This is a genomic window from Xanthomonas sp. 3498 (assembly GCF_014199795.1).
In the GTDB taxonomy this organism is placed as follows: domain Bacteria; phylum Pseudomonadota; class Gammaproteobacteria; order Xanthomonadales; family Xanthomonadaceae; genus Xanthomonas_A; species Xanthomonas_A rydalmerensis.
The window spans coordinates 293,051-319,579 of sequence record NZ_JACHOH010000007.1; the positions used below are offsets into that span (position 1 = coordinate 293,051).

General features: G+C 69.1%; 25 protein-coding genes and 1 riboswitch. Of the genes, 8 read left to right on the top strand and 17 right to left on the bottom strand.

Annotated features, from left to right (window positions below; translation table 11 throughout):
• Nucleotides 1-13 precede the first annotated feature (13 nt).
• On the top strand, nucleotides 14-1,963 hold the full coding sequence (locus GGR66_RS18665; protein ID WP_184449742.1) for a S8 family serine peptidase: 1,950 nt from the start codon (nucleotides 14-16) through the stop codon (nucleotides 1,961-1,963).
• A 37-nt stretch (nucleotides 1,964-2,000) separates the two neighbouring features.
• On the opposite strand, the gene GGR66_RS18670 is transcribed toward GGR66_RS18665, so the two are convergent.
• Together GGR66_RS18670 and GGR66_RS18675 are read right to left on the bottom strand one after the other, a co-directional pair.
• On the bottom strand, nucleotides 2,001-2,381 hold the full coding sequence (locus tag GGR66_RS18670) for a VOC family protein (protein ID WP_184449744.1): 381 nt from the start codon (nucleotides 2,379-2,381) through the stop codon (nucleotides 2,001-2,003).
• 32 nt (nucleotides 2,382-2,413) lie between these two features.
• A complete protein-coding gene (locus GGR66_RS18675) occupies nucleotides 2,414-3,667 on the bottom strand; it encodes an MFS transporter (RefSeq protein ID WP_160968431.1) in 1,254 nt (417 codons plus the stop codon).
• A 99-nt stretch (nucleotides 3,668-3,766) separates the two neighbouring features.
• On the opposite strand from GGR66_RS18675, the gene GGR66_RS18680 reads away from it, so the two are divergent.
• Complete coding sequence (locus GGR66_RS18680; RefSeq protein ID WP_184449746.1) at nucleotides 3,767-4,672, top strand: LysR family transcriptional regulator; 906 nt, start codon at nucleotides 3,767-3,769, stop codon at nucleotides 4,670-4,672.
• 265 nt (nucleotides 4,673-4,937) lie between these two features.
• Here the strand turns inward: GGR66_RS18680 and GGR66_RS18685 are convergent, their stop codons facing one another.
• The 9 genes from GGR66_RS18685 to GGR66_RS18720 all read right to left on the bottom strand — a co-directional run bounded on the left by GGR66_RS18685 (nucleotide 4,938) and on the right by GGR66_RS18720 (nucleotide 13,479).
• Entirely contained in the window at nucleotides 4,938-5,600 is a 663-nt protein-coding gene (locus GGR66_RS18685; RefSeq protein ID WP_184449748.1) for a VOC family protein, read from the bottom strand.
• A 453-nt stretch (nucleotides 5,601-6,053) separates the two neighbouring features.
• Entirely contained in the window at nucleotides 6,054-6,386 is a 333-nt protein-coding gene (locus GGR66_RS18690; RefSeq protein ID WP_148827238.1) for a thioredoxin family protein, read from the bottom strand.
• An 88-nt stretch (nucleotides 6,387-6,474) separates the two neighbouring features.
• Nucleotides 6,475-7,035 (bottom strand): flavodoxin, encoded by a 561-nt coding sequence (locus GGR66_RS18695; RefSeq protein WP_184449750.1) that lies wholly within the window; start codon nucleotides 7,033-7,035, stop codon nucleotides 6,475-6,477.
• A 165-nt stretch (nucleotides 7,036-7,200) separates the two neighbouring features.
• Nucleotides 7,201-8,241 carry a ribonucleotide-diphosphate reductase subunit beta gene (locus GGR66_RS18700; RefSeq protein ID WP_010340146.1) on the bottom strand — a complete coding sequence of 347 codons (1,041 nt, stop codon included), beginning with the start codon at nucleotides 8,239-8,241 and terminating at the stop codon, nucleotides 7,201-7,203.
• Nucleotides 8,242-8,348: 107 nt separating this feature from the next.
• Nucleotides 8,349-10,769 carry a ribonucleoside-diphosphate reductase subunit alpha gene (locus GGR66_RS18705; RefSeq protein WP_160968423.1) on the bottom strand — a complete coding sequence of 807 codons (2,421 nt, stop codon included), beginning with the start codon at nucleotides 10,767-10,769 and terminating at the stop codon, nucleotides 8,349-8,351.
• Nucleotides 10,770-10,947: 178 nt separating this feature from the next.
• Nucleotides 10,948-11,167, bottom strand: a riboswitch (cobalamin riboswitch).
• A gap of 221 nt (nucleotides 11,168-11,388) precedes the next feature.
• The gene (locus GGR66_RS21300; RefSeq protein ID WP_255421778.1) at nucleotides 11,389-11,520 is read right to left on the bottom strand and encodes a hypothetical protein; all 132 of its coding nucleotides are present in this window, start codon (nucleotides 11,518-11,520) and stop codon (nucleotides 11,389-11,391) included.
• Between the two features lie 62 nt (nucleotides 11,521-11,582).
• On the bottom strand, nucleotides 11,583-12,353 hold the full coding sequence (locus GGR66_RS18710; RefSeq protein ID WP_184449753.1) for an NAD-dependent deacylase: 771 nt from the start codon (nucleotides 12,351-12,353) through the stop codon (nucleotides 11,583-11,585).
• Nucleotides 12,354-12,516: 163 nt separating this feature from the next.
• Nucleotides 12,517-12,948, bottom strand: coding sequence for an organic hydroperoxide resistance protein (locus GGR66_RS18715; RefSeq protein ID WP_184449755.1), 432 nt, complete (start codon nucleotides 12,946-12,948; stop codon nucleotides 12,517-12,519).
• A gap of 72 nt (nucleotides 12,949-13,020) precedes the next feature.
• Nucleotides 13,021-13,479, bottom strand: a complete 459-nt coding sequence (locus GGR66_RS18720; protein ID WP_184449757.1) for a MarR family transcriptional regulator — start codon at nucleotides 13,477-13,479, stop codon at nucleotides 13,021-13,023.
• Nucleotides 13,480-13,621: 142 nt separating this feature from the next.
• Here GGR66_RS18720 and GGR66_RS18725 point away from each other — a divergent pair, with 142 nt between their 5' ends.
• The gene (locus GGR66_RS18725) at nucleotides 13,622-14,014 is read left to right on the top strand and encodes a hypothetical protein (protein WP_184449759.1); all 393 of its coding nucleotides are present in this window, start codon (nucleotides 13,622-13,624) and stop codon (nucleotides 14,012-14,014) included.
• Nucleotides 14,015-14,036: 22 nt separating this feature from the next.
• Here GGR66_RS18725 and zapE read toward each other — a convergent pair whose 3' ends face one another.
• Both zapE and GGR66_RS18735 read right to left on the bottom strand, forming a co-directional pair.
• Nucleotides 14,037-15,134, bottom strand: coding sequence for a cell division protein ZapE (zapE, locus tag GGR66_RS18730; RefSeq protein ID WP_184449761.1), 1,098 nt, complete (start codon nucleotides 15,132-15,134; stop codon nucleotides 14,037-14,039).
• Complete coding sequence (locus tag GGR66_RS18735; protein WP_184449763.1) at nucleotides 15,131-15,796, bottom strand: CocE/NonD family hydrolase; 666 nt, start codon at nucleotides 15,794-15,796, stop codon at nucleotides 15,131-15,133. Before GGR66_RS18735 ends, zapE begins: the two co-directional genes overlap by 4 nt.
• A gap of 88 nt (nucleotides 15,797-15,884) precedes the next feature.
• Here GGR66_RS18735 and GGR66_RS18740 point away from each other — a divergent pair, with 88 nt between their 5' ends.
• Nucleotides 15,885-16,748, top strand: a complete 864-nt coding sequence (locus tag GGR66_RS18740) for an EamA/RhaT family transporter (RefSeq protein WP_184449765.1) — start codon at nucleotides 15,885-15,887, stop codon at nucleotides 16,746-16,748.
• Nucleotides 16,749-16,913: 165 nt separating this feature from the next.
• Here GGR66_RS18740 and GGR66_RS18745 read toward each other — a convergent pair whose 3' ends face one another.
• A complete protein-coding gene (locus tag GGR66_RS18745; protein WP_184449767.1) occupies nucleotides 16,914-18,245 on the bottom strand; it encodes a GTP-binding protein in 1,332 nt (443 codons plus the stop codon).
• Between the two features lie 75 nt (nucleotides 18,246-18,320).
• Between GGR66_RS18745 and GGR66_RS18750 the strand changes: the two genes are divergently transcribed.
• Nucleotides 18,321-18,704 carry a MerC domain-containing protein gene (locus GGR66_RS18750; RefSeq protein ID WP_184449769.1) on the top strand — a complete coding sequence of 128 codons (384 nt, stop codon included), beginning with the start codon at nucleotides 18,321-18,323 and terminating at the stop codon, nucleotides 18,702-18,704.
• 1,251 nt (nucleotides 18,705-19,955) lie between these two features.
• On the opposite strand, the gene GGR66_RS18755 is transcribed toward GGR66_RS18750, so the two are convergent.
• The 3 genes from GGR66_RS18755 to GGR66_RS18765 form a co-directional block, all read right to left on the bottom strand.
• On the bottom strand, nucleotides 19,956-21,704 hold the full coding sequence (locus GGR66_RS18755; RefSeq protein WP_184449770.1) for an ExeM/NucH family extracellular endonuclease: 1,749 nt from the start codon (nucleotides 21,702-21,704) through the stop codon (nucleotides 19,956-19,958).
• Between the two features lie 93 nt (nucleotides 21,705-21,797).
• Nucleotides 21,798-22,316, bottom strand: a complete 519-nt coding sequence (locus GGR66_RS18760) for a c-type cytochrome (RefSeq protein ID WP_184449773.1) — start codon at nucleotides 22,314-22,316, stop codon at nucleotides 21,798-21,800.
• A gap of 154 nt (nucleotides 22,317-22,470) precedes the next feature.
• Entirely contained in the window at nucleotides 22,471-23,079 is a 609-nt protein-coding gene (locus tag GGR66_RS18765; RefSeq protein WP_184449775.1) for a TetR/AcrR family transcriptional regulator, read from the bottom strand.
• Between the two features lie 132 nt (nucleotides 23,080-23,211).
• Between GGR66_RS18765 and GGR66_RS18770 the strand changes: the two genes are divergently transcribed.
• The 3 genes from GGR66_RS18770 to GGR66_RS21050 all read left to right on the top strand — a co-directional run.
• The gene (locus GGR66_RS18770) at nucleotides 23,212-24,375 is read left to right on the top strand and encodes an isovaleryl-CoA dehydrogenase (RefSeq protein WP_184449777.1); all 1,164 of its coding nucleotides are present in this window, start codon (nucleotides 23,212-23,214) and stop codon (nucleotides 24,373-24,375) included.
• 112 nt (nucleotides 24,376-24,487) lie between these two features.
• On the top strand, nucleotides 24,488-26,098 hold the full coding sequence (locus GGR66_RS18775) for a carboxyl transferase domain-containing protein (RefSeq protein ID WP_184449779.1): 1,611 nt from the start codon (nucleotides 24,488-24,490) through the stop codon (nucleotides 26,096-26,098).
• A gap of 98 nt (nucleotides 26,099-26,196) precedes the next feature.
• A partial coding sequence (locus tag GGR66_RS21050) for a hypothetical protein (RefSeq protein WP_221236504.1) occupies nucleotides 26,197-26,529 on the top strand: 333 nt, incomplete at its 3' end.

The following is a 26,529-nucleotide window of genomic DNA, read 5'->3' on the forward strand; positions in this document are numbered from 1 at the left end:
CAGAGACACCGCCATGACGTCCACCGCACCGTTCTCCCGCAACCTGCTCGCCCTGTCGCTGGGCCTGGCGCTCGCCGCCACCGCGCAGGCGCAGTCCGCCCCGCGCTTCTCCACCCTGGCCCAGGCCACGCCCGGGCAATCCACGGTCTACGATGGCCTGATCGTGACCTACCGCGACGGCAGCAGCGCACGCCGCGATGCCAACGCTGCAGCCAGCACGCTCAACCAGGCCGCGCGCAGCAGCGCCGGCACCTGGGCCAGCACCTATCGGCAGAGCGCGCCAGCGCTGAGCCGGGTGCGGCGGCTTGCCACCGGCGCGGACCTGGTGCGGCCCAACCGCGCGCTGAGCCCTTCGCAGCTGGAGACGCTGATGACCAGCCTGCGCGCCGACCCGGCGGTGGCGCACGTCGAGCCGAACCTGATCCTCAAGCCGGTGCGCAGCACCGCGCAGGCCACGGCCGGTGCCGTCGCCGCGCCCAACGACCCGGGTTACGAGGTGCAATGGCACCTGCGCACGCCCGACGGCCACCTGGAAACGCTGGCGCCGGAGACCACCGGCTACGCCAACCGCGGCGGCATCGACCTGCTGCCGGCCTGGCAGTACGGCACCGGCCAGGGCGTGGTGGTGGCGGTGATCGACACCGGCATCACCGCGCATCCGGATCTGGACACGTCGCTGGCCAACGCCGGCTACGACTTCATCAGCGATGCGCTGATGTCCGGCCGCGCCAGCAACGGCCGCGCGGCCGGCGGCTGGGATACCGGCGACTGGACCACCGACGACAAATACCTGGTCGCCAACGGCGGCTGCGCGCAGCCGAACGAACAGAGCGACAGCTCCTGGCACGGCACCCACGTCGCCGGCACCATCGCCATGCGCACCAACAACGGCATCGGCATGGCCGGGATCGCGCCGGACGCGAAGATCCTGCCGATCCGCGCGCTCGGTCACTGCGGCGGCACCACCGCCGACATCGCCGATGCCATCGTGTGGGCGTCCGGCGGCCATGTCGACGGCGTGCCCGACAACACCAACCCGGCCGAAGTGATCAACATGAGCCTGGGCGGCGGCGGCAGCTGCGCGCAGGATTCGGTGACCGCCAACGCCATCTCCAGCGCCATCGCGCGCGGCAGCGTGGTGGTGGTGGCCGCTGGCAACGACAACGCCGACGCCGCGGCCTATTCGCCGGCCAGTTGCCCGGGCGTCATCAACATCGCGGCCACCGGCATCACCGGCGGCCGCGCGTACTACTCCAACTACGGCAACACCATCACCCTGTCGGCGCCCGGCGGCGGCGTCTACGCCAACGATGCGTCCAGCGGCTCGGGATCGGTACGTACCGGTCTGGTCTGGTCCACCCTCAACAAAGGCACCCATGGTCCGGACCAGCCTACCTACGCCGGCTATGCCGGCACCTCGATGGCCTCGCCGCACGTGGCCGGCGTGGTCGCGCTGGCGATCAGCGCTGCGATCAGCGCCGGCCGGCCGGTGCCGACGAGCGCGCAGATGCGCGACATCCTGACCCAGACCTCCAACGTGTTCCCGGTCAAGCCGACGCTGCGCATCGGTGCCGGCATCCTCAATGCCGGCAAGGCGGTGGCGCGCGCGGCCGGCGCCAGCGGCGGCGGCGAGGAAGCCACCGCCACTCCGATCGCACGCGGCACGCAGAGCAAGCTGTCCGCCGCGGCCGGCCAGGGCACACTGTACCGCCTGGACGTGCCCACCAACGCGCGCAACCTGCAGATCCGCACCCTCGGCGGCAGCGGCCAATTGCGGCTGTACGTGCGCGCGGTGCGCGCGCCCAGCGCCGACGGCAGCGACGCCGACTACAGCTCGGTGCGCAACGGCACCACGCAGAATGTGCAGATGGCGGTGCCGGCCACCGGCAGCTACTTCTTCCGCCTGGTCGGCGGCAGCGGCGGCTACGCCAACGTGACCCTGTCGGTGAGCTACTCGGAGTGAGCGCACGACGCGGGCGCTGCCACGGCGGCGCCCGCGGTCACGACGGGTTGGCGACCTCGATCAGGTTGCCGTCCGGGTCGCGGAAATACAGCGACAGGATCGGGCCGGTGGCGCCGGTGCGTTGCACCGGCCCGTCCTCGATCGGCACGGCGGCGGCCTGCAGTTCCTCGGCCACCTGCGCCAGTGGCGTGGTGGTGAGGAAGCACAGGTCGCCGGAACCGGGCGTGGGCACGCGCGCCTTCGGCTCGAATTCGCGGCCGGCGGCATGCAGGTTGATCTTCTGCCGGCCGAACGCCAGCGCGGTGCGGCCTTCGCCGAAGCGCTGCACTTGCATGCCGAGAACGCGCGTGTAGAACGCGCAGCTGGCCTCGATGTCGGCGACGGTGAGAACCAGATGGTCGAGGTGGTCGATCTGCATTGCGGATCCTCGTTGGCTGATGGCGGCGCGGCTCACTCGCCGCGCGGCGGATGCGGCCCGAAGCGGCCGTAAGGGCGGCTGTCGTCGGCGCCGCGGTGCAGCACCTGCGCGGCGACCAGGCCGATGCCCAGCAGGACCAGACAACAGGCGACCAGCGCATTCCAGCCGCCGTGCTGCCAGGCCGCACCGCTGAGCGAGCCGATCACGCTGGCGCCGGCGTAGTAGGCCAGCAGGTACAGCGAGGCGGCATGGCTCTTGTGCTGGCCGCCCAGGCGTCCGACCCAGGCGCTGGCCGCCGAATGCGCGACGAAAAAGCCGATGGTCAGCAGCACGATGCCGGCGATGATCGGCACCAGCGCATGCGCCAGGGTCAGCGCCACGCCCAGCGCCGCGGTGGTGATGCCGGCCAGCACCACCGGGCCGCGGCCGAAGCGGTCCGACGCCGCACCGGCGACCGACGAGGACACGATGCCGAACACGTAGGCGCTGAAGATCAGGCCGAGCTGGCTCTGGCTCAGCCCGAACTCCGGCCCGCCCAGGCGGAAGCCGGCGTAGTTGTAGACGCTGACGAACACGCCCATCGCCAGGAATGGAATCGCGAACAGCCACGGCAGATGGCGATCGCGCAGGTGCCCGCCCCAGGCGCGCAGGTGGAAGCGCAGGTTCACGCCCTGGCGGCGTACGAAGTGCCGCGACGGCGGCAGCAGCAGGACGAAACCGATCGCGACCAGCAGATCCACCACGCTCAGCGTGCCCAGCGCGATGCGCCAGTCGAAATGGTCGGTGAGCATGCTCATGCCGATACGGCCGACCATGCCGCCGAAGGCATTGCCGGCCACGTACAGCCCGGTCGCCGCGCCGAGCCGGTTCGCCGGCAGTTCCTCGGCCAGGTAAACCATTGCCACCGCCGGCACGCCGCCCAGGGCGATGCCGGACAGCGCGCGCACCACCACCAGGGAACCCCAGTGCGGCAGGCACGACGCCAACAGGTTGAGCAGCGCCGCCAACGCGATCGACACGAACATCAGGCCGCGCCGGCCCAGCGTTTCCGACACCGCGCCGGCGCAGAAGATCGCGATCGCCAGGCCGCCGGTGGCCAGCGACAGCGGCAGCGAACTGGTCGCGGCGCTGAGCCCGAACTCGTGCGCGAACTCGGGCAGCAACGGCTGCACGCTGTACAGCAGCGAAAAGGTGGCGAAGCCGGCAAGGAACAGGGCCAGGCGGATGCGCAGCAGCGGCGCATCGTCCACCGCCTGCACGGGCGGGCATTGGCTGGAAGCGTTCACGACGGACATCGTAGGAGTGGATGGAGGTGCAGTATTCGCCTGCGCCGACCCCGCGTCCAATATATGATGCACCCACTCTCCATACGTGATGGATATGACGTGGAACTGCGCCATCTGCGCTATTTCCTGGCCGTGGCCGAGGTCGGCCATTTCACCCGCGCCGCGGCGCAACTGGGCATCCAGCAACCGCCACTGAGCCAGCAGATCCGCGCGCTCGAGGAGGAACTGGGCACGCCGCTGTTCGTGCGCACGCCGCGCGGCGCCGAGCTCACCGAAGCGGGGCACGCCTTCCGCACCGAGGCACGGCGCGTGCTGGCCGACCTGGAACGCGCCAGCGAGGCGGCCCGACGCGCCGCGCGTGGCGAAAGCGGCGTGCTGCGGCTCGGCTTCACCGCGTCGGCCGCATTCAATCCGGTCGTGCCCACGCTGGTGCGCGGCTTTCGCCGCGGCTGGCCGGCGGTGGCGTTGTCGTTGGAGGAAACCAATACCGCCGGCCTGCTCGCCGCGCTGCTGCAGGGCCGTCTGGATGCGGCCTTCATCCGCTACAGCGTGGTCACGCCGCCGGAACTGCAGTTGCTGAAGTTCCCCAACGAGCCGATGAAGATCGCGGTGCCGGCCGGGCACCGGCTGGCCAAGTGCAAGCGCGCGCCGCTGTCGGCGTTGGCTGGCGAACCCTTCATCCTGTTCCCGCGCAGCTTCGGCACCAGCCTGTACGACGAAATCCTCGACGCCTGCCGCCAGGCCGGCTTCGACCTGCGCATCGACCAGGAGGCGCCGCAGATGTCCTCCATCGTCAACCTGGTCGCCGCCGAACTGGGCGTGTCGGTGGTACCGGCCTCCACCACCCAGGTGCAGTTGCCCGGCGTGCGCTACCTGGACATCGAAGGCCGCGTGCCGATGGCGCGGCTGGCACTGGCCGCGCTACCGGCCACCGTGCAGACGATGCCGATCGTGCGCCACCTGTGGCAGTTGGCGCAGGGGCATGCGGCGGGCAGGCGTGGATAGGGGCGGCAGTGCATCGCTGTGCGCTCCATGCACGCATGCAGGAATCACCGGTCGTGCAGCCGCGACGAGCGACGCCTGCCAGGTACCCAACCTCAGCGCGTCGGGACTGAAGTCCCTCCCACAGTGCACCCGGCCAACGTATCGCCAGTCCCGGCCCGAGGCGTTACGCATCGCCTCGGGCCATCCGTTGCGAAAGAGTCCCACGGTGACGCCAGCCGCCGCTGAAGCCACTCCCACAATGGATCCATCCGTGCAGAACCGGTCATCAGGAACGCACCTCCCATCCCGCTGCATCGCGAAGCACTTGGCCTGGACGCACACCGTCCACGACCACCTCCACCCCATGCGCAAACGGCAGCTGCTGTTGCTGCGGAAACCAGCGCCGTTGCGTATCCACCACGATCAGCAGACCGGTGTGATCGCCGAGCGCAGCGAATTGGGCGGATGGGACCTGCAATGGATGCAGCCCGATCTCCTGCTGCGCCGTCGCGACCACTGCCGGAACCTGCGTGCTGGGCAAGCCGACCTCGCTGATGCACTGCAATTCGTGCGCCGAGAACGCGCCCTGGAATGCCGGCTGCGCCGGCAGCGGCGCGCGTGCGATCAACTCCAGCACCGCGCCATCGGGGCCGGCGAAGTACACCGACTGCGATTGCCATGCGCCACCGAGTGCGAAACGCGTGGTGCCTTGCGCATCGGATAAAGGCGCCGCGCGTTGCGACAGCCAGTCGCAGGCGGCATCGAAGCGGACAGGCGGCAGGTTGAAGGCCAAATGCACGCTGCCGACCTCGGCCCCCGGCGTCAGCTCCAGACGGCTCCAGCCGATCCGCACATGGTCGGTTCCGGCCGGCAACTGCAGCACCTCGCGGTAGAAGGCCAGACCGGCCGCGACGTCGGTGCAAGGCAGGCGGACATGGGTAATACGCATCGCAGGCTCCTTGACGAGGGAGCGTCTATTGCACGACCTCAAGCGCGGTTGATGTCAAGCGATGCGGCCACGCGCGTGCATGCCAACGAGGGGGCGAACACTGGGCGGTCTTACTCGGGAACCGGATCCAGCGCATCCGCGCATCACCGCACAGTGTTCTAAGAGCAGCGCTAAGTACCCTGGGCATCCGCTACGACAACCCTCTGGTAGAGCCCGTCGCGGCGGAAGCCGCTCCCATCTGATGCGGCTGCGGCGCCGGCGAGGCATCCGGCATCGGTCCGGGGCGTTGCGTCAGCAGCGCGCGCCGGCGTTCCTCGCAGCGCATTCCAATGGGCGGGCCCGATTCTCGTTCGCAAGAGCGGCAGCAAGTGATCCTGGAGCATCGATCACGGCCGGAGACCGCATGGGGAGCCTGGCGCGGCCGAAGCCGCCGCCCAAAAGAGACCTGGCCGCTCAGCCCAAGTGCGTGCGCACCGCTTCGTCGATCTTGGCCGGCGGCACGAAGCCGGGGACGCGCGCCACTTCCTCGCCCTGGCGGAACAGCATCAGGGTCGGGGTCTGGCGCAGGCCCTGGGCGCGGAAGAAGTCCTCGCCCACGTCTTCCATCTTCACCTTGAGCAGGGTCACGCCCTGCGCACTCTCGCCCTCGGCGAAGCGCTCCAGCGACTTGTCGAGCATGCGGCAGCCCGGGCAGTTGTCCTTGTTGAAATCGGCCAGCACACGCGGGTGGGCGGCGAGCGCATCGGCGAACTGTTCGGCGCTGGAGACGGTGATGGTGGTGAGCATGGAACGGAACCTTGTCTGATGTCGGAAGAAGCCCGGCGTACGATGGCGACACCGGCAATGCCAGGAAAACGGAGGAACGACGACGGCGTCAGCCGCTGCCCTGCAGCGGCAACACCCTCGCAGCGAATCCGCCCGCGCCGGCGGACGGGGGCTCGGCAGCGGCCACTGGCACGGCATCTGCCGACGACGCCCGCGCCGCGCGCAACGCCAGCACCTGCGCGCACCAGGCGTCGATCGCCGCGTTGTCACGGTCGCCATGCGGCATCTGTTCGATCTCAAGCAATGGATAGGCGCTGTCGAAGAACCGCGCAATGCGCTTGACCGCACCGCAGTAGTACTCCAGCCCCCACTGCGTCTCGCCGGTGCCGAACGCCGCGACCTCGATCGCCTTGCCGGTCGCCTCGACCAGCTCGGCGATGTAGCGCTTCATCTCCGCCGGCGTGCGCCCGGCGTTGTCGCTCCAGCTGCCGAGCAGGTGCAGATCGAAGTCCGCCGCGCGCGCGGCATCGCCGAGCGCGCCCTGCAGCGTCTGCAGGTCGGTATGGATCCAGGTGACCGCGTGCCCAGCCGCCTCGCACTGCGCATGCACGCGGCGGGCGACGTCGCGGGTGTTGCCGCTGAGCGAAGCGTAGGCGAGCAGGATACGCATGGAGCCGGGATTGGGGAGTCGGGATTGGGGATTCGAAAGAGCGGGTCGACGTGGTTTCCACCCGTCGCGCAGAACAAATTCCTGCGCACGGGATCAGGGACTGGGAAAAGCGGGTTCCACGTTGCTGCTACGAATCCCGAATGCCGAATCCCAAATCCCGGCCCCTCAAAGATCGTCGAAACCGTTGTCCGAGTTGGTCTTCTTGTAGCTGGCGTTGCGCATCTCGAAGAAGTCGGTCTTGGTCTCGGTGAAGTTGTCGGCGTAGGCCTTGATCCACGGCATCACGTTGTCGCTGGCGCCGCTGTACAGCTTCTCGATGCCGAGCATGCCGGACATCTTGTTGGCGCGGTACTTCACGTACTGGATCATTTCGTCCACGTCGATACCCTCGATGCCGTCGAGCACTTCCGAGGACCACTCGGTCTCCAGGCGGATCGCGTGTTCGAAGGCCTGGTGCACGTAGTCGGTCAGCTCGTTGGTCTGCAGCTCGGCGTTCTCGCCGATGATGGCGCGGATCAGCTCGCTGATGAACTTGGTGTGGGCCAGTTCGTCGCGGTTGATGAAGCTGATGATCTTGCCGGTGCCGGTCATGCGGTTCTGCCGCACCAGGTTGTAGAAATACGCGAAGCCGGAATAGAAGTTGATGCCTTCCAGGATCGAGGACTGGATCAGCGAGCGCAGCAGGGTCTCTGCGGTCTTCTCGCGCATGAAGTCGTCGTAGGCCTGCATGATCGGCTGGTTGCGCGCGATGATGGTCGGATGCGTCCGCGCGATCTCGAACACGCGGTTCTGGTCGGCCAGGCCGGCGATCGACGCCAGCACGTACGAGTAGCTCTCGTTATGGATCACTTCCTGCTGGCCGATGATCGCGGCGTTGGCGTGCGCGGCCGGGTCGGTGATGTATTCGGCGACGTTGTAGATGAAGCGCGTCTGCGGCGAATCCAGCGTGGCCAGCAAGCCGATGATCGAGTCGTAGGCGTTCTTCTCGCGCGCCGACAGCTCCCCGTACTGCTTGGCATCGCCCTTCATGTCCACTTCGTCGGGAATCCAGAAGTTGGTCGACAGCTCCTTGTACGCCCGGTAGAAGGACGGGTACGGGATGTCGTTCCAGTTGAGGATGCCGCTGGTGGTGCCGTTGATGATGCCGGTGGAGCGGTTGGGGTGCAGCGGTTCGAGGATCTTGATGCGGTCGAGCGCGATGGCCATGGAAGTTGCTTCAATAGTCGGGTGAGCAGCGCCGGCGGGCGGCGCGGGAATGCGAAACGCACGGCGGCCATGGGCCGCCGCGCGCCGGTGGCGTCAGGCGCCGGCGATCAGCTCGAGCACCACTCGCACTCGCTGATGTCGATGTCGTTGGAACGCACGTAGTAGGTGGTCTTCAGGCCTTCCTTCCACGCGGTCATGTGCAGGTCCAGCAGGGTGCTGGCGCGGATGCCGCTGGGCACGTAGAAGTTGAAGCTGATCGACTGGTCGACGTGGCGCTGGCGGCGCGCGTTCTGGCGCACGCTGGCGAACTGGTCGACCTTGTAGGCGCCCTTCTCGTAGTACGGATAGGTGTCCACGGTCAGCCCCGGCGCCACCACCGGGCGGCGGAAGTCCTTCTTCTCTTCGTAGTAGAACGCGCTGTAGATCGGGTCGATCGACGCGGTGGAGCCGGCGATCTGGGCGGTGCTCATGTTCGGCGCCACCGCCACCATCCAGGCGTTGCGCACGCCATGCACGCTCACCTGCGCGGCCAGTTCCTGCCACTCGGCGCTGTCGTAGCCGCGCTTGCTGAAGTACTCTCCGTTCTGCCAGTCGCTGCCCTTGAACACCTTGTACGCGCCCTTCTCCTTGGCCAGCGCCAGGCTCGCCTGGATGGTCAGGTAGTTGATGCGCTCGTACAGCTCGTCGCTGTAGTCTTCGGCCGCACGCGAGTTCCAGTCGATGCCCTTCTGCGCCAGCAGGTGGTGCCAGCCGAAGGTGCCCAGGCCGATCGCGCGGTACTTCTGGTTGGTGATGGTGGCCTGCGGCACCGGCAGCTCGTTGAGGTCGATGACGTTGTCGAGCATGCGCACCTGCACGCGGATCAGCCGCTCCAGGATGTCCGGCGACAGCAGGTCCGGCTGCGCGGTGACCGCGCGGCCCAGGTTCACCGAGGACAGGTTGCACACGACGAAGTCGCCGGCCTGCTTGGTGGTGACGATCTGGTCGCCGCTGATCATCTCCTGGATGACCCGCGTCGGGCTCATGTTCTGCAGGATCTCGGTGCACAGGTTGCTGGAATAGACCATGCCCTGGTGCTTGTTCGGGTTCATGCGATTGACTTCGTCGCGATAGAACATGAACGGGTTGCCGGTCTCCAGCTGGCTGACCATGATCCGCTTGAACATGTCGATGGCCTTGACCACCTTGCGGCCGATGCGCTCGTCGGCCACCACTTCCTCGTAACGCGCGCGGAAGCTGCCTTCGCCGCGCTTCTCGTCGAAGAAGTCCTGCAGGTACCAGCCCTTGACCTCCTTCACCTCGTGCGGGTCGAACAGGTACCACTCGCCGCGGCGCTCGACCGCTTCCATGAAGATGTCCGGCACGCACACCGCGGTGAACACGTCGTGCGCGCGCAGGCGCTGGTCGCCGTTGTTCAGGCGCAGGTCCAGGAACGCCTCGATGTCGCGGTGCCAGATGTCCAGGTACACGGCGATGGCGCCCTTGCGCTGGCCGAGCTGGTCCACCGACACGGCGGTGTTGTTGAGCTGCTTGATCCACGGCACCACGCCGCCGCTGGAGTTCTTGACGCCACGGATCGCCGAGCCGGAGGAACGCACGTAGCCCAGGTAGGCGCCGACGCCGCCGCCGTGCTTGGACACGCGCGCCACGTCGGTGTTGGAGTCGTAGATGCCCTGCAGGCTGTCGTCGACGGTGTCGATGAAACAGCTCGACAGCTGCCCGCCGATCTTGCCGGCGTTGGCCAGGGTCGGGGTGGCCACGGTCATGTACAGGTTGGACAGTGCCCAGTAGGCCTCGCCGACCAGCTGCATGCGGCGCTCGCGCGGCTTCTCGTCCTGCATCAGGTACAGGGCGATGGTCAGCCAGCGCTCCTGCGGCAGTTCGTAGACCTTGCGCGAGTTGTCGGTGGCCAGGTAACGCGTGGCCAGCAGGTACAGGCCGTTGTACGCGAACAGCTTGTCGCGCTCCGGATCGATCATGCGGCCGGCTTCGGCCAGTTCGTCCTTGGAGTAGTTCTTGAGGATGTCGATGGAGTACACGCCGCGGTCGGCCAGGCTTTCCTGCAGACCGACATAGGAGCCGTACTTCTCGCCGGCATCGTAGAAACGGTTCTTGCTGGCGCGCTTGTACAGGCGGTCCAGGTACAGGCGCGCGGCGAAGTACTCCCACTCCGGCGTGGCGATGTCCACGCGCGACTCGGCCTCGCGGATCAGGTAGTCGACCATGTCGTCGGCCGACAGGCTTTCCCTCTTCTCGATGAAGGCGAAGGCCTTGCGCTCGTAGTCGCTCACGTCCAGCTGCGGGAACTCGGCGTGGATCCGGTCCAGGGTGCGCTGCAGGCGCGAGCGGTCGAAGGCCATGCGGCGGTTGCCGCCGTCCTTGACGATCCAGGTCACGGCGCGCTGGTCGTTGCTCGGCTCGCTGCTGGCCGGCTCCGGCTGGGCGGTGGCGGCAGTGGCGGCGGCGGTCGTGGGGTCGACGGCGGCGTCGACGGACGCGGTGGCCGGCAGGCTGTGGGTCTGGCTCATGAAGGTCTCCAAGCGTGGTGCACGCGGCCGCCCGACCCTCGCAGGCAGCGGTCCGACCGGGTCCGAAGGGGCAGGCGGTGTCGCGAAGACTGCAAACGGCGCAGGCACCGGGCCTGCGGGCGGTCATCGCTGCACCGACCATCTCCCCCCGGAGATCGCGCGGTCGGCGCCGCGCGGTGTGCTTCGCGCGGCTGTCGGCAGGTCTTCGGGCTGATGGGCAACGGCCGTGGCCGGTTCCTAGCCCGTCGCTTCCCAAGGCGGGCGCCTCAGTGCGGATGACGGGTTCGTTCCCAATTACCGCTGCGGGGCAGCGCCGGAATTGGCGTTGGCACGCCGCACCGGCTTCCCTTTTGATCCCGCGGCTTGGGGCCGCTGGAACCGACCACCCCAAGATAGTGTGGTCGGTCGACGACGTCAACGCTAAATATGGGTCAAATTACGAAAACCTAAGCCTGGCAACGGTTTGCCGTCGGCAGCCGGTTTTGGCCCCGCCGCGGAGAACGTTCGCGGCCATAACGGGGCCGGGAAGCCGGGCCCCGGAAAGGGCCAAGATGCCATCGAAACGGCCCGCCGGCCGCCCGGCGCGCGCCCTCCCCGGCCATCCGCGCCGCCGGTCGGCTCAGTCGCCTTGCTTGTGCTTGTGCGGCTTGAGGGATTTCGTGTTTCCCGGAATGTCCTTGTTGTTCCGCTGACGCCGATCCGGCTTGCCGGTGCTCTTTGCGATGCGCTTGGGGCCAGGCTTGATGCCCATCATCACACTCCACGGGGGGTCGACCGAAGCAATCGAAGCCACATCTTCAACGTGCAGCGGCCTCAGGCCACCATGCACTGCTGCAACAGCAGCGGCAGGGCCACCGCCGCGCTGTCGCGCCAGTGCAGATCGGCGCGCGCCGACAGCGCGCTGGGTTCGGGGTTGATCTCGACCACGCAGGCGCCGCGCTCCTTGGCCTGCAACGGCAGGCCGGCGGCCGGATAAACCAGGCCGGAACTGCCGATCACCAGCACCAGGTCGGCGGCGTCCGCCGCGGTCTGCGCGCGTGCCCACTCCGCCGCCGGCAGCGCCTCGCCGAACCACACTACGCCCGGGCGCACCGTGCCGCCGCAGGCCGCACACACCGGCGGCGCCAGGCGCTGGCTCGGCGTGTGCACGTCCACCGGCGGCAGCAGCCCGCGCCAGGGCTGGCCGCATTCGCTGCAGCGCAGCGCCGACAGGCGGCCGTGCACGTGCGCGGCGACCTCGCTGCTGGCGCGCTGGTGCAGGTCGTCCACGTTCTGGGTCACCAGCGTGGTGTGGCGGACCTCGGCCAGGCGCGCCAGCGCAAGATGCCCGGCATGCGGCTGCGCCAGCGCCACGATCGCCATGCGCCAGCGGTACCAGCCCCAGACCAGGGCCGGGTCGGCGCGCCAGGCGTCCTCGGTGGCCAGTTGCTCGGGATCGAAGCGCGACCACAGGCTGTCGTCCTGGCCGCGGAAGGTCGGTACCCCGCTCTCGGCGGACATGCCGGCGCCGGTCAGCACCAGCACACGGCGCGCGCCCTGCAGGAAGGCGGCGACGGTCTCGGCGTTGTAGGCGGAACTGAGCATGGCGCGCCCGACTTGATGAAGCGCACACTATTGCATTGACGCAGAGCGTCCTCAATGTGCGCGGCAACACGCGCCGCGCCCGCAACGCGAACGGGCGGCCAGTGGCCGCCCGTCGCTTACCGCCATGGACCGGCGCACGCGCCGGCCCGCACATCCCGCTGGCTCAGTCGAGCACGACCAGCTTGACGTCGATGTTGCCGCGGGTGGCGTTGGAGTACGGGCACACCTGGTGCGCCTTCTCCACCAGCGATTCCAGCGTCGCACGCTCCAGGCCCTGCACCGCGATGCGCAGTTCCACGGCGATGCCGAAGCCGCCCGGGATCTGGCCGATGCCGACATGGCCTTCGATGCTCGGCTCGGCCGGCAGCTTCACCTTCTCCTGCCCGGCGACGAACTTCAGCGCGCCGATGAAGCAGGCCGAGTAGCCGGCCGCGAACAGCTGCTCCGGGTTGGTGCCGTCGCCGCCGGCGCCGCCCAACTCGCGCGGGGTCGACAGCTTGACGTCCAGCGCCTTGTCCGGGGTGGCGGCGCGGCCGTCGCGGCCCCCGGTGGCGGTGGCAGTGGCGGTGTAGACGATGGTGGTCGGTGAGGCCATGGTGGTTCTCCTTGGAGGGTGGCGCCGTGGCGCCATGGGTGTAGAGGGGATTGGGTAATCGGGGGGAATCGCTCAGGCCGCGGCCTGCAGCTTGCCGCGGACTTCTTCCAGATCCTGCTTGAGCCGGGTCAGTTGCTGCAGGTCGCAGGCGACCGCGCACAGCACGCCTTCCGGCACCGCCTGCGCACGCGCACGCAGGGCCTGGCCCTCGGCGGTCAGCGCGATCAGCACGCGGCGCTCGTCCTCGGCGGCGCGGCGGCGGGTCAGCAGACCGACCGCCTCCAGGCGCTTGAGCAGCGGGGTCAGCGTCGCCGAATCCAGGAACAGCTTCTCGCCGATGTCCGAGACGCTGCAGCCGTCCTGTTCCCACAGCACCAGCATCACCAAGTACTGCGGATAGGTCAGGCCGAGCTCGCCCAGCAGCCCGCGGTAGAGCTTGTGCATCGCCAGGTTGGCCGAATACAGCGCGAAGCACAGCTGGGTGTCCAGCTTCAGCAGCGCGGTGGCGTCGGGGGGAGAGGTGCGGTCCATGGAGGAGATATTACATAGCGCGCGATTCAATCGCAATCGATATTTTTGCCGGCGCTAACTTCCGGCTGAAGCGGTCGGCGTCCTGCCACTGCGCCGCCGCTGGCGCAGGATTACGCTGCCGCACAGCCCGAGGAGCTTCCGCATGCGTATCGCGTTCCTGCTGTTGGCCGCACTCGGCGCTGCGCCCGCCGCCGTCGTGCCGAACACCCTGCCCGCCGGCCCCGTGCTGGTCGGTGCCGGCGCCGACGCGCTGGCGCGTGAAACCCATCGCCAATGCCCAACGGTGCCGACCGACCGGCTCACCCCGGCCGACCTGCTCGATGCCGAGGACACGTTTCGCGACGGGCTGTCGGTGGCGCAGCGCCAGGCCATGGACCGGCAGTTGCCGCAGGACGGCGCGTTCGGCCCGGCACGCTGCGCACGCAGCGAAGGCGGCGCCAGTTGCCCGGCAGCCGCCTATCTGGAAGAGATTGCGGGCGCGGGCCTGATGCCGCGCTTCGTCGCCGGGCTGTGCGCGCCCGGCGCAGTGCGCTGAGCGCGCGCCGTCGGTCCTGCGCTCAGACCCGGTGCGCGGCCGACAGGTACTCGGCGCTCTGCATCTCGATCAGCCGCGAGGCGGTGCGCTCGAAGGCGCCGGCCAGGCGCTCGCCGGTGTACAGCGACGGCGGCGGATCCTGCGCGGTGCAGACCAGGTTGACGTGGCGGTCGTACAACTCGTCGATCAGGTTGACGAAGCGCCGCGCCGCATCCTCGTTCATGCGGTCGAAGTGCGGGATGCCGCCGAGCAGCACGGTGGTGAACTCGTGCGCGATCTCGATGTAGTCGCTGGGACCGCGCGGGCCTTCGCACAAGGCGACGAAATCGAACCAGACGATGCTCTTGCCGCGCGCGCGCACCGGGATCTTGCGCCCTTCGATCTCGATGTTGCCGCGGCGCGCCTCGGCCTTGCCGGTCAGCTCGCTCCAGCGTTGCTCCAGCCAGGCGTCGCTGTCCTCGGCCAGCGGCGCGCGGTACACCGGCGAGCGGGTCAGCGCGCGCATGCGGTAGTCCTCGGTGCCCTCGGCGTACAGCTCCACGCAGTAGGTCTGCAGCAGCGCGATCGCCGGCAGGAAGCTGTCGCGCTGCAGGCCGTTGAGGTACAGGTTCTGCGGCGCGGTATTGGAGGTGGTGACCAGGGTCACGCCCTCGGCGAACAGGCGCTCGAGCAGGCGCGACAGCAGCATCGCATCGCCGATGTCGGTGACGAAGAACTCGTCCAGCACCAGCACGCGCAGCCGGCTGCGCCACTCCTGCGCGATCTTCGCCAGCGGATCGCTCTGCCCGGCATGCTCGCGCAGGCGCTCGTGCACGCCGCGCATGAAACGGTGGAAATGGGTGCGGTACTTCCGCGTGATCGGCAGGCCGTCGTAGAACAGATCGACCAGGAAGGTCTTGCCGCGGCCGACTCCGCCCCAAAAGTACAGCCCGCGCACCGGCTCGGGCTTTTTCCAGAACGCCGACAGGCGGTCCAGCCAGCCGTCCTGGTCGCCATCCACGATCGCGACGTGGATGCGGTCCAGTTCGGCCAGCGCCGCGTGCTGGGCAGGATCGTCGCGCCAGTCGCCGCGCGCCACGCCCTCGGCGTAGCGCTGTGACGGCAATGCCGCCACGCTCACGCCTGTGCCGCCGGCAGCCAGCTCTTGACCGCGTGCTGCAGCGCGCCGCGCAGGTCGATCAGCTTGCGATGGAAGAAGTGGCTGGTGTCGGGCATGCGCACCAGCTCCGGCTGCGCTTCCAGGGTCTCCAGCCAGTCGTACACGGCCTGCGGATCGACGATCTCGTCGGCCTCGCCCTGGATCACTAGCCACTGCGGCGGCGGCACCATCTCGGAAAAATCCCAGCGCCCGGCCGGCGGTGCGATCGAGATCAGCACCTGCGGCTGCAGCGCGGCGCTGGCGCGCAGCGAGACATAGGCGCCGAAGCTGAAACCGGCCAGCCACAACGCGTCGTGCGGCCGCTGCGCGCGCACCCAGGCGGCCACCGCGGCCAGATCCTGCTGCTCGCCCTCGCCGTGGTCGAAGCTGCCGGCGGAAGCGCCGACGCTGCGGAAGTTGAAGCGCACCACGTGCACGCCCAGTTCGCGCAACGCGCGCGCGACCATCGTCACCACCTTGTTGTGCATGCTGCCGCCCTCGGTGGACAGCGGATGGCAGACGATGGCGGTGACCGGCAGCGCGGCGACGTCGGCGTCGGGCAGATCAACCGCGGCCTCGATCGGGCCGGCGGGGCCTTGCAGCGTCACTGGGCCGGAGGCGGTGGGGAAAGCGGGAGAGGTCATGCGGTCATAATACCGGGGCTGGGTCGTGGCCACATGCGGATGCGGTGCACGCAGCGTTCTTTTTCCCTTCCCGATCCGGATCCCGCGTGTGGTCTTCGTTCTGCTGAGTGTGGTGTGCAGCGTGCTGGTCTCGGCACTGCTGAAGCTGGCGTCGCAACGGCGCATCGACCTGGCCCAGGCGGTGACCTGGAACTACCTGGCGGCGCTGCTGCTGTGCGCGGCCCTGCTGCAGCCGCCGCTGGCCGCGCTGGACGGCGCGCATACGCCGTGGGCGTCGCTGCTGGCCCTGGGCGTGCTGCTGCCGGGCATCTTCCTGGTGCTGGGCCGCGCGGTGGCCAGCGCCGGCATCGTGCGCACCGACGCGGCGCAGCGGCTGTCGCTGCTGCTGTCGCTGGCCGCGGCCTTCCTTTGGTTCGGCGAACACGCCAACGGCGCCAAGCTGGCCGGCCTGGCGCTGGGCCTGCTGGCCATCGCCGGCATCGTGCAGCGGCCGGACACGGCGCCGCGCAGCGCCGCAGGCACCGCGCCGTGGCTGTTGCTGGTGTGGGTCGGCTTCGCCGCGATCGACGTGCTGCTCAAGCGCATCGCCCAGGCCGGCACGCCGTTCGCCGCCTCGCTGCTGGTCGCCTTCGCGCTGGCCTTCGTGCTGCTGCTGGGCGTGCAGCTGTGGCGCCACCTGCGCGGCACCGCCCCGCTGGCCTGGCGCAACCTCGGCGCCGGCCTGCTGCTGGGCGCGCTCAACTTCGGCAACATCCTGTTCTACGTGCGCGCGCACCAGGCCCTGCCGGACAGCCCGGCCAGCGTGTTCGCGGCGATGAACCTGGGCGTGATCGGCCTGGGCACCCTGCTCGGCGTCGCCGTATTCGGCGAACCCACCAATCGCTGGAACCGCCTCGGCCTGCTGCTGGCGGTGCCGGCGATCGTGCTGATCGCGGTGGGTGCGGGTAGCTAGTTCTCAGCGCGCGCCTGCAACTCCCGCTGCCGATTCTCGAATCGCAAGCGCATCAGTGTCATCACGCTGGAAATGGATAGCCACGAATCTGGCCTGATCGTGCCGGCAGGCAATCAACCCTCAGCACCCGCACCCCGCTCTTACGATTCCCGAATCCCGGCTCAATCAACGCCTCCACGCCGGAAACGGATCCTCCAACCCCTGCCACGCCACCGGCCCCTGGCGCAGCTCGGTGTCGTCGAGCAGGCAGGCATCGAGTTCGGCGCGCACCCGCGCCGCGTCCAGGCCGACGCCGATCACTGCCAGTTCCTGGCGGCGGTCGCCCCATAGCGGATGCCACATCGCACGCAGCGCCGCGTACTCGCGCGCATCGCCGACCTCCTCGGCCTGCGGCGGCGGCGCGTTCCAGCACGCGGTCTGCTGCCGCTGCCAGCCCAGCTCGGTGTACGGCAGCGGCGACGGCGACGGCGGCAGTGCCAGCGGCGTGTCCAGCAGGCCGCGGTCCACGCGCTCGCGCGCCGCGTACCAGAACCCGGCGGCCTGGGTCTGGGTGGCGGCGCCGACGATGGACAGTTCGCCGACCCAGTCCATGCGGCTGGCCAGCCAGAAGAAGCCCTTGCTGCGGATCACGTCGCGCAGGCCGCGCTGCGCCAGCCGCGCGAAGCGCAGCGGATGGAACGGCCGGCGCGCGCGATAGACGAAGCTTTCGATGCCGAACTGTTCGGTCTCCGGCGCATGCTCGCCGCGCAGCGCCTGCATCCAGCCCGGCGCCAGCTGCGCGCGCACGAAGTCGAAGCGGCCGGTGTCCAGCACCAGCTCCAGCGGTACGTCGCCAAGGCTGGCCTCGACGATGCGCGCATCGCGGTTGAGCGCACGCAGCACCGCGCGGGTGCGGTCGAGGGTGGCCGCATCGGCCAGGTCGGCCTTGCTGATCACGATCACGTCGGCGAACTCGATCTGCTCCACCAGCAGGTTGACCAGCCCGCGGTCGTCGTCGGCCCCGGCCTGCAGCCCGCGGTCGGCCAGCCGCTCGGCCGAACCGAAGTCGCGCAGGAAGCTGACCCCGTCGACCACGGTGAGCATGGTGTCCAGGCGCGCGACATCGACCAGACCGCGGCCGTCGGCATCGCGCACGGCGAAGGTGGCCGCCACCGGCATCGGCTCGGAGATACCGGTGGATTCGATCAGCAGGTAGTCGTAGCGCCCGCTCTCGGCCAGGCGCTGCACCTCCTGGCGCAGGTCGTCGCGCAACGTACAGCAGATGCAGCCGTTGCTGAACTCGACCAGGGTCTCTTCGGTGCGGCTGAGCGCGGCGCCACCGTCGCGAATCAGCGCCGCGTCGATGTTGACCTCGCTCATGTCGTTGACGATCACCGCCACCCGGCGGCCGTCGCGGTTGTGCAGCACGCGGTTGAGCAGGGTGGTCTTGCCGGCGCCAAGGAAGCCGGACAGCACGGTGACGGGAAGGCGGCGATCGGAAACGGCGGCAGTGGACATGGCAGGCATCGGCGCGAAGGCGTGGCGGGCTAGAAATGTTACTATATAACACTTGATGCACTGGAGTGGACGTCCATGAAATCCCTGCCGCAATCCTTCTTCGATGCCTCGGCGATGGTGCTGTCCGGGCTGTGCCTGCTGCATTGCCTGGCGTTGCCGTTGCTGGCCGCGGCGCTTCCGTTGTTCGGCGTCTGGGCCGAGGCCGAGTGGGTGCACGTGCTGTTCGTGGCGATCGCCGCACCGTTGGCGGGGCTGGCGCTGTGGCGCGGGCACCGGCGCGACGCGCTGCCCTGGCTGCTGTGGACGCTGGCGGCGCTGGGGCTGCTCGGTCTGCTGGCCGGCGCCTTCGGCATTCCCGACGAGGCCAGCGAGACCGCGATGACGGTGTGCGGCAGCCTGGCCCTGGCCGGTGCGCATCTGTGGAACTGGCGCCGACACCGGCGGCGTTGCCGGCATTGAGCGCAGACGCGGGCGCGGGACATGCGGCATAGCGTGCGGCCGCCGAGCGGCAATCAGGGCCGAGGCGCAGTTTGCTGTCGCTGTCGCCTTGGCAGTTGCCGTCGCCTCTGCTGTTGCTGACGCTTTGGCAGTTGCCGCTGTTTCTGCCGTTGCTGTTGCCGTTGCTGTTGCCGTTGCTCTGGCTTTTGACTTACCGGGTTCCCTTCCGCAGCGGCGGATGGACCGGGGAAAAACCCGAAGGGCGGCGTACATGGATGTACGCCGTTCGCGGCAGGGGCAGGATGCCCCTTCCGCGAATCCCCGGTGCATCCGCGGACCCGGAGCGCGCAGCGCGGAGGGCGCGCAGGCAGGGCGCGCTTTCTTTTGGTTACCTTTTCTTTGCGCGAGCAAAGAAAAGTAACTCGCCCGTAAGGGCGAAAGCTTTTGCTGTTGCTTCAGGTTTGAGTGTCGGATGAGAAATACTGTAGGAGCGGCTTTAGCCGCGACCAACGTACTTGGTCATACCTGTCGCGGCTGAAGCCGCTCCTACAATTCAGCCATGGCGGCAGCATCTTCAAGAGCAAAGCTTTCGCCTTGCGGCGAGTTACTTTTCTTTGCTTGTGCAAAGAAAAGTAACCAAAAGAAAACACACCCTGCCTCGCGCCCTCCGCGCTGGCGCGCTCCGGGTCCGCGTCCAGCACGGGGATCCGCGGAAGGGGCATCCTGCCCCTGCCGCGGACGGCGCACGTCCATGTGCGCCGCCCCTTCGGGGTTTTTCCCCGCGCTGGCCGCCGCTTCGGAAGGGAACCCGGTAAGTCAAAAACAAGAGCCAAAGCTAAGCAACAACAACAGCAACTGCCAAGGCGACAGCAACTGCCAAGGCGACAGCAACTGCCAAGGCGACAGCAACTGCCAAGGCGAAAGCAACTGCCAAGGCGAAAGCAACTGCCAAGGCGAAAGCAACAGACGATGCTGTCGCTCTATCGCGCAAAGCACCGCATCTACCGACTTCGATTGGCACAACGGCAAAACGCGCAGCCAACGCCGTGAGAGACACCAGCACTCCTTCAGGATCGCTGGTGACACGCAAGGCAGGACGCGCAGCGGCAGTCCTCCCGAAACGCAACGCAGCGCAACTCCGCATGACGGCAGTCGTACGCTTTGCAAACAACAGGAGCCCAGATAGGGACGTCCCGCAAATCGAGGATGGGGAAAAGGAGGCCGACGAACGGCTTTTTCCGATTCCCCATTCCTGTTTCCCCATTCCCAGCCCTACAGATCAAACCCCAGCAACAACGGATCGTGGTCCGAACTGCGCCACGGGCCGGGCAGATCGCGCTCGCGATAGCCATCGCTGTCGGGCAGGTCCGCATTGACGTGCCATTCGGCGGCGCCGCGCAACCGCGCCGCCAGCGCCGGGCTCAGCAAGGCGTGGTCGAGGCGGCCGCTGAGACCGCGGTAGACGAAGCTGTAGGGCTGCGCGACACGCGCCTCCTGCAGCGCGTCGCGCCAGCCGGCGTCGCGCAGCAGGCGTAGGGGGTCTTCCATCGCGTAGGCGTTGAAATCGCCGAGCAGCACGCTGGACGTGCTGCCGGTACCGGTGGGGTCGCTGCGCAGCCAGGCGTCCAGGCGCCGCGCCGACTCGGTGCGGGTCGCGTTCCAGCAGCCCTGGCCGTCGCCGCGGTCGGCATCCGCACCGCTGGCTTCGCCGCAGCCCTTGGACTTGAAGTGGTTGGCCACCACCACGAACGGCGCGCCGCCGCCGCGGCGGAAGGCCTGCGCCAGCGGCACCCGGCTGTGCTCGGCGAACGGGCCGCCTTCCAGCATCGCCGGCTTGCCCACCGGGCTCACCCGCGAGGCGCGGTAGATCAGACCGACCCGGATCGGGTTGTTGCCTGGGCCGTGCCCGGCATCGACGAAGCGCCAGTCGCCGCCGCCGGCGTTGAGCGCGTCGACCAGGCTGGCGATCGCCGAGGTCGGCCCGTAACCGTCGTTCTCCAGTTCCATCAGCGCGGCGACATCGGCCTGCAGCGGACGGATCGTCGCCACCAGCTTGCGCAGCTGCGCCTGGAACTCGGCCGCCGTGCGCGCGCCACGCAGGGTCGGAAAGCCGCCGCCGCGGCCATCGCCGTTGAAGAAGTTCTCCAGGTTGAGCGCGGCGATGCGCAAGGTACCGTCGACCTGCGGCGGCGCCGGTTCCGGCGGCGGCGTCAGCTGCAGCGCAGCGGTCGGGTACAGCCGCGCGACGCCGTCGATCACCCCGCCGACGATGCCCTCCACGTCCTGCACCGCGCTGCCTGCGCGTGGTGGTGCGGCGGCGCTACCCAGATAGTCCGGGAGTTTTGCCGTTGCTGATGTTGATGTTGATGTCGGAGTCGGAGCCGGCGCATCGAGCGTGCCCAGCCGCAGCCCGCGCCGCGCGTTGTCGGCGACCACTGCCGCCTGCTCGGTGCTGCCGGGCGCGGCCACTTCGCTGGGTTGCCACAGGCGCCCGCCGAAGGCCACGCCGAGTTCGCCGGTCTTGCCCAGCGCATCGTTGTCGACCACGGTCAGCGGCGCGGCGATGCGCACGCGCATGCCGGCCAATGCCGACCAGTCGGCCGGCGCCGCGTCGAGCACCTGCAGCGGCAAGGGCTGCGCCCGCGCCAGTACGGTATGCCCCTGCTCCAGCACGCTGCGCCCGACGAATGCGGTGCCGGCCTTGGCCGAGGCAGCGGCCTGCGGTGCCAGTTCGCCCCACACCCGCACGCGGTCGCCCGGGGCCAGGCTGCGCTCGGCATCGCCGCGCACCAGCAGCGCGTCGGCGGTCAGCGGATCGTCGTCGCCGGCATCCTGCACCAGGTAGCCGCTGCCGCCGGCCTCCACCCGTGCGGTGACCACGCCCTCGAACACCACGCCCTGCGCCTGCGGGCCCGGGCGCAACTGCCCGATCGGCAGCAATGTCGGCGGCGTCAGCGCCTGCGCGGCGGGGGCTGCGACCAGCAGCAACAACAACAACAACGATGGCGGCGGCATGCGCATGTGATCACTCTCCTTGTTTGCGCCGGCACGCGACGGGCGCGGAAACGAATGCGCCGCCCGAAGGCGGCGCAGTGGCGTGCGGGAGGCGCAAGGTTACTTCAGGTTGGCCAGCATCCAGTCCACGGTGGCGTGGATCTGCTCCTCGGTCAGCCCGGGATTGCCGCCCTTGGGCGGCATGATGCCGCCGTCTGGGCCGGTATAGCCCTCGATGGCATGCTTGTAGAGCGTCTCCTTGCCCTGCGCGATGCGCTTGTCCCAGTGCGCATGATCCAGCGTCGGCGCCTTGCCCACACCCGTGGTATGGCAGGCGGTACACAGGTTGTTGAAGATGGTCTTGCCGTCGGTGGTGCCGCCGTAGGCCGCCTGCGCCGAGGCCTTGGCCAGCGCCGCCGCCTGGGCGGCGGCCTGCGCCGCGGCGCCGGTGCCGCCGGCATAGACCGCGCCGACCGGCGCGATGCGTTCCTCGGTGCGCTTTTGCGCGATCGGCGACACCTCCGGCGGGATGGCCCGCTGCAGGTAATGCGCGAACACGATCAGGCCGATCGTGATCAGCACCAGCAGGCCGATCACCATCGAGAAGCGCTTGAGAAATTCGAGGTCGTAATTCCGCACATCACACCCCTTTGGCACGTGGTAATCCGGACCACCGCTACGCGACCGAGTATAGCCAGCGTTTGCGCCGCGCGGCACGCCGGGATCGCACGGAATCGCAGGCGATGCGTGCTGCATCGCAGCAGTTGGGCGCAGGCGAGGCTCGGTCGCGCGCTCAGGCGCTGCCCACCGCGCGCAGGCAGAACCCGCACACCGCCTCGACCAAGCGATCGCTGTCGCGCGGGCCGTCGCGGCTGGGCGCGGTCGGGCCGACCAGGGCCTCGGTATAGGCGCCGACCAGGCATGCGGCCGCCGCATCCAGGTCCTGCGCGGGGAACTCGCCCGCGGCCACGCCGTCGGCCAGGATGCCCTTGAACACGTCGCCGAGCAGGCGCCGGCAGCGGATGCGCTCGGCGTCCACCTCCGGCTCCACCGGCTCGGCGATGAAGGCGTAGGCCAGGCCGGGGCCGGCCAGGGCGCGGCGCACGAATGAGGCGATGGCGTCGCGCAGGCGCTGCGCGGCCGGCGCCGGCGCGGCGGCGATGGCACGCAGGATGGTCAGCTCGTATTCAACCGCCGCGGTCAGCACCTCTACGAACAGTTCGGCCTTGGACGGGAAATGCCGGTAGATCAGCCCGGTGGAGACCCCGGCCTCGGCCGCCACCGCGGTCACCGGGGCGCCACGGAAGCCGTCGGCGGCGATCAGCCGACGCGCCGCCAGCAGGATCCGCTGGCGGTTGCCGGCGAGGCGTTCTTCCATCAGGGCGGAGCGTTTGTAGGCCATGGCGTGATTCTAAGTTCAATTAATGAATTTCTGTTCACTTCTTTGCCGTTCCCGGCTACGCTGGGCGCTCTTGCCCGGCGCGGGTCCGATTCTAGGCGCCGCCGGCCACCCGCCATTCCCGGAGTTGCCGCCATGCTGATGCCGTCGTTGAATTTCGAGTTAGGCGAGGAGGTCGACCTGCTGCGCGACAGCGTCGCCGCCTTCGCCGCGCGCGAGATCGCGCCGCTGGCCGAGCAGGCCGACCGCGACAACGCCTTCCCCGCCCCGCTGTGGCGCAAGCTCGGCGAGCAGGGCCTGCTCGGCCTCACCGTAGAGGAGGAATACGGCGGCAGCGCGATGGGCTACCTGGCGCACGTGGTGGCGATGGAGGAGATCTCGCGCGCCTGCGGTGCGATCGGCCTGTCCTACGGCGCGCATTCGAACCTGTGCGTGAACCAGTTGCGCAAGAACGCCAGCCCGGCGCAGAAGGCGCGCTACCTGCCCAAGCTGTGCAGCGGCGAGCACGTCGGCGCGCTGGCGATGAGCGAGCCGGGCGCCGGCTCGGACGTGGTGTCGATGAAGCTGCGCGCCGAGGCCCGCGGCGACCGCTACGTGCTCAACGGCAACAAGATGTGGATCACCAACGGCCCCGACGCCGACGTACTGGTGGTCTACGCCAAGACCGACCCGAGCGGCGGCGCGCGCGGCATCACCGCCTTCATCGTCGAGAAGGGCATGCCCGGCTTCAGCACCGCTCAGAAGCTGGACAAGCTCGGCATGCGCGGCTCCAACACCTGCGAGCTGGTGTTCCAGGACTGCGAGGTGCCGGCGGAGAACGTACTCGGCGAAGTGGGCGGCGGCGTGCGCGTGCTGATGTCCGGCCTGGACTACGAGCGCGTGGTGCTGTCCGGCGGTCCGCTGGGGCTGATGGCGGCGGCGCTGGATGTGGTGCTGCCCTACGTGCACGAGCGCCGCCAGTTCGGCGAGCCGATCGGCAGCTTCCAGCTGATGCAGGGCAAGCTGGCCGACATGTACGTGGGCCTCAACGCCTGCCGCGCCTATGTGTACGCGGTGGCGCGCGCCTGCGACGCCGGCCGCACCACCCGCCAGGACGCCGCCGGCGCGATCCTCTACGCCGCCGAGAAGGCGACCTGGCTGACCGGCCAGGCGATCCAGGTGCTGGGCGGCAACGGCTACATCAACGACTATCCGACCGGGCGCCTGTGGCGCGATGCCAAGCTCTACGAGATCGGCGCGGGCACCTCGGAGATCCGCCGCATGCTGATCGGCCGCGAGCTGTTCGAGCGGACCAAGTGATGCGCTGCGAAAGAGGTATGGGCCGAAAGGCCGTTCCGACGTCACCGCGGCGGGGCTGAAGCCCCTCCCACATTCGCCGCCCAACCTTCCCTCCTCCCTCCACGGCCCAGCCATGAGCGCGATCCAGACCCAGTTGCAACCCGGCAGCGACGCCTTCGCCGCCAATGCCGCCGCGCTGCGCGCGGTGGTCGACGACCTGCACGCCACCCAGGCGCGCATCGCCCTGGGCGGCAGCGAAGCCGCCCGCGCCAAGCACCAGGCGCGCGGCAAGCTGCTGGTGCGCGAGCGCATCGATGCCCTGCTCGACCCGGGTAGCGCGTTCCTGGAGATCGCGCCGCTGGCGGCGCTGGGCCTGTACGACGACGAGGTGCCGTGCGCCGGCGTGGTCGCCGGCATCGGCCGCGTCTCCGGCGTGGAATGCGTGATCGTCGCCAACGACGCCACGGTCAAAGGCGGCACCTACTACCCGATCACGGTGAAAAAGCACCTGCGCGCGCAGGAGATCGCCCAGCAGAACCGCCTGCCGTGCATCTACCTGGTCGATTCCGGCGGCGCGTTCCTGCCGCTGCAGGACGAGGTGTTTCCCGACCGCGACCACTTCGGCCGGATCTTCTACAACCAGGCCAACCTCTCGGCACAAGGCATCGCCCAGATCGCCTGCGTGATGGGGTCGTGCACCGCCGGCGGCGCCTACGTGCCGGCGATGAGCGACGAGACGGTGATCGTGCGCGGGCAGGGCACCATCTTCCTCGGCGGCCCGCCGCTGGTGAAGGCCGCCACCGGCGAGGACGTCAGCGCCGAGGACCTGGGTGGCGCCGACGTGCACACCCGCATCTCCGGCGTCGCCGACCACTTCGCCGACAACGACCTGCAGGCGCTGGCGCGGGTGCGCGCGATCGTCGCCCAGCTCAACTGGCGCAAGCCGGCCCCGGCGCTGGCGCTGCGCACGCCGGAGCCGCCGCTGTATCCGGCCGAGGAACTGTATGGGGTGATCCCGGCCGACCCGCGCAAGCCGTTCGACGTGCGCGAGGTGATCGCGCGGGTGGTGGACGGCTCGCGCTTGGACGAGTTCAAGGCACGCTACGGCACGACGTTGGTCACCGGCTTCGCGCACGTGCACGGCTATCCGGTCGGCATCGTCGCCAACAACGGCATCCTGTTCTCCGAGTCGGCGCTCAAGGGCGCGCACTTCATCGAGCTGTGCGCGCAGCGCGGCATCCCGCTGGTGTTCCTGCAGAACATCACCGGCTTCATGGTCGGCCGCAAGTACGAGCACGGCGGCATCGCCAAGGACGGCGCCAAGCTGGTGATGGCGGTGGCCTGCGCCAAGGTGCCCAAGTTCACGGTGGTGATCGGCGGCTCGTTCGGTGCCGGCAATTACGGCATGTGCGGGCGCGCGTATTCGCCGAATTTCCTGTGGATGTGGCCGAACGCGCGCATCGGAGTGATGGGCGGCGAGCAGGCGGCGAGCGTGCTGGCGACGGTACGCCGCGACGGCATCGCGGCCAAGGGCGGGCAGTGGTCGGACGAGGAAGAGGCGGCGTTCAAGGCGCCGATCCGCGATCAGTTCGAGCGCCAGGGTCATCCGTACTACGCCAGTGCGCGGCTATGGGACGACGGGGTGATCGATCCGGCGCAGACGCGGCGGGTGTTGGGGCTGGGGCTGTCGGCGGCGTTGAACGCGCCGGCGGAGCCGAGCCGATTCGGGGTGTTCCGGATGTGAGTGGGCGCATGCGCTCGGGGTGGCAGGCGCGTGCGCGCCGGGAGCGGCGGTGGCCATGCAGGTGGTCGCTGACGATTCCGGCAGCAGCGTGTCCGGCAATGGACTCCACGATCGGCTCTGCGGCGGTCGACGCGATTGCCTCCGCTTTTGCTCCTGCTTTTGCTCCTGCTTTTGCTCCTGCTTTTGCTCCTGCTTTTGCTCCTGCTTTTGCTCTTGCTCCTGCTTTTGCTCTTGCTCCTGCGTTTGCTCTTGCTTTGCCTTTGACTTACCGGGCCCCCTCGGCGCGGCAGTCGCGGCGGGCGAATACCCGAAGGGCGACGCGCAGGATGCGCGTCGTTTTTCGCCGGCACATGGATGTGCCGTCGAAAAATGCCCGTCGTGGCTGCGAACCCGGAGCGCGTAGCGCGGAGGGCGCGCTGCGGGGTGTGCTT

Bases quoted from the DNA above. Each gene is read 5' to 3' on its own strand.
- GGR66_RS18745 (WP_184449767.1), bottom strand. From the start codon at position 18,245: ATGTCCACTGCCGCCGTTTCCGATCGCCGCCTTCCCGTCACCGTGCTG.
- GGR66_RS18765 (WP_184449775.1), bottom strand. From the start codon at position 23,079: ATGGCCTACAAACGCTCCGCCCTGATGGAAGAACGCCTCGCCGGCAAC.
- GGR66_RS18700 (WP_010340146.1), bottom strand. From the start codon at position 8,241: ATGGCCATCGCGCTCGACCGCATCAAGATCCTCGAACCGCTGCACCCC.
- GGR66_RS18715 (WP_184449755.1), bottom strand. From the start codon at position 12,948: ATGGCCTCACCGACCACCATCGTCTACACCGCCACTGCCACCGCCACC.
- GGR66_RS18665 (WP_184449742.1), top strand. From the start codon at position 14: ATGACGTCCACCGCACCGTTCTCCCGCAACCTGCTCGCCCTGTCGCTG.
- GGR66_RS18775 (WP_184449779.1), top strand. From the start codon at position 24,488: ATGAGCGCGATCCAGACCCAGTTGCAACCCGGCAGCGACGCCTTCGCC.
- GGR66_RS18695 (WP_184449750.1), bottom strand. From the start codon at position 7,035: ATGCGTATCCTGCTCGCCTACGCTTCGCTCAGCGGCAACACCCGCGAC.
- GGR66_RS18750 (WP_184449769.1), top strand. From the start codon at position 18,321: ATGAAATCCCTGCCGCAATCCTTCTTCGATGCCTCGGCGATGGTGCTG.
- GGR66_RS18720 (WP_184449757.1), bottom strand. From the start codon at position 13,479: ATGGACCGCACCTCTCCCCCCGACGCCACCGCGCTGCTGAAGCTGGAC.
- GGR66_RS18670 (WP_184449744.1), bottom strand. From the start codon at position 2,381: ATGCAGATCGACCACCTCGACCATCTGGTTCTCACCGTCGCCGACATC.
- GGR66_RS18755 (WP_184449770.1), bottom strand. From the start codon at position 21,704: ATGCGCATGCCGCCGCCATCGTTGTTGTTGTTGTTGCTGCTGGTCGCA.
- GGR66_RS18685 (WP_184449748.1), bottom strand. From the start codon at position 5,600: ATGCGTATTACCCATGTCCGCCTGCCTTGCACCGACGTCGCGGCCGGT.
- GGR66_RS18690 (WP_148827238.1), bottom strand. From the start codon at position 6,386: ATGCTCACCACCATCACCGTCTCCAGCGCCGAACAGTTCGCCGATGCG.
- GGR66_RS18710 (WP_184449753.1), bottom strand. From the start codon at position 12,353: ATGCTCAGTTCCGCCTACAACGCCGAGACCGTCGCCGCCTTCCTGCAG.
- GGR66_RS18725 (WP_184449759.1), top strand. From the start codon at position 13,622: ATGCGTATCGCGTTCCTGCTGTTGGCCGCACTCGGCGCTGCGCCCGCC.
- GGR66_RS18735 (WP_184449763.1), bottom strand. From the start codon at position 15,796: ATGACCTCTCCCGCTTTCCCCACCGCCTCCGGCCCAGTGACGCTGCAA.
- GGR66_RS21300 (WP_255421778.1), bottom strand. From the start codon at position 11,520: ATGGGCATCAAGCCTGGCCCCAAGCGCATCGCAAAGAGCACCGGCAAG.
- GGR66_RS18770 (WP_184449777.1), top strand. From the start codon at position 23,212: ATGCTGATGCCGTCGTTGAATTTCGAGTTAGGCGAGGAGGTCGACCTG.
- GGR66_RS18705 (WP_160968423.1), bottom strand. From the start codon at position 10,769: ATGAGCCAGACCCACAGCCTGCCGGCCACCGCGTCCGTCGACGCCGCC.